A 3,430-nucleotide genomic window follows, 5' to 3' on the forward strand; every position below is an offset into this window, starting at 1 on the left:
GTGTAACGGTTGCCGGAGCGGGCGGCGGCGTGGCGGCCGCATCGGCCGGCGCCGCGGGTGCGGTTCCGTTGGCAGGCGGGGTTGCGGCGGGCGCGGTGCCCGCTGCGGGTGCGGTCTCGGCAGGTGCCGCAGCAGCAGGTGTCGCCGCGGCGGGCGCGGCTGCAGCCGGTGGCGCCGCGACCGGCGCATTCGTAGCGGTCGGCGGCGTCGTCAGCGCGGCGACGGATTCACCCTCGCCTATGCCGGTCTGTCCACCGGCTGGGCCGGGGTCGGTTTCGCCACCTTCAGGCGTCAGCCGCTGCGTGAATTTCGTCCCTTCGGCACCAGCCGCGGGCGCCGGCGGCGTCGCCGCCGCGTCGGTCGCCGGCTTGGCCGGCGCCGGTTTCACCGGTTCGGTCTTGGCAACAACCTTGCTGCCGCCCAGGCCCAGCATCTTGCTGAAGGCGTCCTTGTTCAGCCAGACGCCATAGCCGCCGCCGGCAACGACCAGCAGGGCAACGACAGCGGCGATCAGCCCGCCATAGCTGCGCTTGCGCTCGGCCGGACGCAGACGCTGGAAGGTGTCGGCAGCCGCGGGCTCGTCGTCATTCGGGAAGACATCGGCGCGGTCATCGTCCTGGTCCGCATCCATGCCCGGCAGGGCATGGTCGGCAAGGTCAGGAGCCGACGGTTGCACCGGCGCGGCCTTCTGCCAGCTTGGTTCGGTCTTGGCGGCGGGCGGCGGCGCGGGGCGGTAGGGTTCCGGCTTGTAGGGTTCCGGTTTGGCGGCCGGCGGCGCCGGCCACGCCGACTCCGCCTTCACCGGCTGGCGCGTGTGGCTCGGCTGGTTCTTGTTGCGGTCGATCGAGGAAAAGATGTGCTCGAGCTCGGCGAGCGGATCGGCTTCAGGCACGCTCTTGGCATAGTCGCGCTCGACGCTCGCAATCGCGTCTTCCAGGGAACGCTTCTGCTTGGCCACGACGTCGGGCGACAGCGGTGGCGAAAATTCCGCAAGCTTCTTGACCAGCGCGGAACGCGCGCCGTCATAGGTCCGCGTGCGCGTCTCGGGCGTCGGCTCGCCATACTTGTCGAGCGCCTTTTTCAGAACAGCAACAAAATCTGCCATGCTTCAGTCGACCTGTATTTTTGCTTCCGCGCCGGCCCCCGCAAATCAGCCGCGATGCCCGGAAAGGCTTCAGAAACTAGTCTTGAAACGGATCGGTCACAAGTATCGTGTCGTCCCGTTCCGGGCTGGTGGAGAGGAGTGCGACCGGCGCGCCGATCAGCTCCTCTATGTATCGGACATATTTGACCGCCTGGGCCGGAAGATCGTTCCAACTGCGAGCGCCGGCAGTGGTGCCTTTCCACCCCTCCAGCGTCTCATAGACCGGTTCGACACGGGCCTGCGCACCCTGGCTTGCCGGCAGRTARTCGATCATCTCGCCRTCGAGSCGRTAGCCGGTGCARACCTTRATCTCGTCCAGSCCGTCGAGCACGTCGAGCTTGGTCAGCGCGATGCCCTTGATGCCGTTGACRGCGACRGCCTGGCGYACCAGCACCGCGTCGAACCAACCGCAGCGGCGCTTGCGTCCGGTGACGACGCCGAATTCATGGCCACGCGTACCGAGGAATTCGCCGACCTCGTTCTTCTGTTCGGTCGGGAACGGACCTTCGCCGACGCGCGTCGTGTAGGCCTTGGTGATCCCCAGGACATAGCCGATGGCGCCCGGACCGACGCCGGAGCCGGCGGCCGCCTGCCCGGCCACGGTGTTCGACGAAGTAACGAACGGATAGGTGCCGTGGTCGATGTCGAGCAGCGTGCCTTGCGCACCCTCGAACAGGATGCGCTCGCCGGCACGGCGCTTGTCGTCGAGGATTTTCCAGACACGGTCCATATAGGGCAGGATCTCGTCGGCGACCGAGGTCAACTCACTCATGATCGCGTCATGCGTGACTTCGGCATGGCCAAGCCCACGCCGCAGCGCATTGTGGTGCGTCAGCAGCCTGTCGATCTTCAAGGGCAGTGTTTCCAAATCCGCCAGATCCATCACCCGCACCGCGCGCCGACCCACCTTGTCCTCRTARGCGGGRCCGATGCCSCGRCGGGTCGTGCCAATCTTTGTCCCGGAATTTGAGGCGGCGTCCTCGCGGAATCCGTCCAGCTCCCGGTGCAGCGACAGGATAAGCGCTGTGTTTTCGGCTATTTTCAGGCGATCCGGCGTAACCTCGACGCCCTGCGCCTTGAGCTTCGCCACTTCCGCCACGAACGCATGCGGGTCGAAGACCACGCCATTGCCGATGATGGACAGCTTGCCCTGCCGCACGACACCGGACGGCAACAGCGACAGCTTGTAGACCTTGCCGTCGACGACCAGCGTGTGGCCGGCATTGTGGCCGCCCTGGAAACGCACCACGACGTCGGCGCGYTCCGAMAGCCAGTCGACGATCTTGCCCTTGCCYTCGTCGCCCCATTGCGAGCCGACGACCACCACATTGGCCATGTTTCTTTTCCCTTGAGACGCCGCCGAGCGGCTTGRAKATGGTTCGAAACGACAGGCCTCTATAGCGTCAAGACCTCGCGAGTGCGACCTTTCTTTGCCGCCGAAAATGCCCTGAGGCACAACAATTTTCGGCTTTGTCATCATTTACTTGGGCTGACGGGGGCAATAGGCCGGCAAACACCGCTGCGCATCCGCCGCGGCGGGAATCCCGCGATGCAYCGAARCGCCTACCTGTTCCTGCTGCTCACCACCTTGYTGTGGGGCRGCAAYTCGGTGGCCGGCAAGCTGGCGGTCGRTCACRTCTCGCCGATGACGCTKGTCTTYCTGCGCTGGGTGCTGGCCGTGGCGATCCTGCTGCCGATCGGCTGGCGCACGATCCAGCAGGACTGGCTCGTGGTGCGCCGGCACTGGTTCGTCCTGGCGGCGCTTGGCGCCAGCGGCTTCACTTTGTTCAACACCATCTTCTACACGGCGCTCAACTACACGACGGCGATCAACGTCTCGATCGAACAGGCGGCGATGCCGATCCTRATCATYGTYGCCAATTTCSTSTTCTTYCGSYTGCGCGTGAACTGGGCCCAGATTGYYGGCGTCGTSCTGACCATYGCCGGCGTCRTCCTGACCGCCTGCCATGGCGACCCGCGTCGGCTGTTGACGCTGGAGCTCAATTTCGGCGACGCCATCATGCTGGTGGCGGTCATCCTTTACAGCGGCTATTCGGTCGGCTTGCGGCTGAAGCCGGTGATGCATTGGCAGAGCCTGATGCTGGCCATGTCGATCGCAGCACTCATCACCTCGCTGCCCTTCTTCCTGTGGGAGATCGCCGCCGGCAAGGTCATCGTGCCCGATGCGCGCGGCTGGACTGTCATCGTCTATACCGCGATCGGCGCCTCGGTCATCTCGCAGATATTCTACATCAGGGGCAACGAGCTGATCGGCGCCAATCGCGC

At 65.4% G+C, this 3,430-nt stretch carries 2 protein-coding genes and 1 pseudogene; 1 reads left to right on the forward strand and 2 read right to left on the reverse strand.

Features of this window, described 5'->3' with window-relative positions; translation table 11 throughout:
* Both AC1DX0_RS33160 and AC1DX0_RS33165 read right to left on the reverse strand, forming a co-directional pair.
* Positions 1–1,105 (reverse strand): annotated as a pseudogene (locus tag AC1DX0_RS33160) (hypothetical protein); the annotation flags it as partial.
* Positions 1,106–1,181: 76 nt separating this feature from the next.
* Complete coding sequence (locus AC1DX0_RS33165) at positions 1,182–2,480, reverse strand: adenylosuccinate synthase (protein ID WP_477221727.1); 1,299 nt, start codon at positions 2,478–2,480, stop codon at positions 1,182–1,184.
* Positions 2,481–2,693: 213 nt separating this feature from the next.
* Between AC1DX0_RS33165 and AC1DX0_RS33170 the strand changes: the two genes are divergently transcribed.
* A partial coding sequence (locus tag AC1DX0_RS33170) for a DMT family transporter (protein WP_477358590.1) occupies positions 2,694–3,430 on the forward strand: 737 nt, incomplete at its 3' end.

The organism is Mesorhizobium sp. P3_A9, assembly GCF_056402975.1.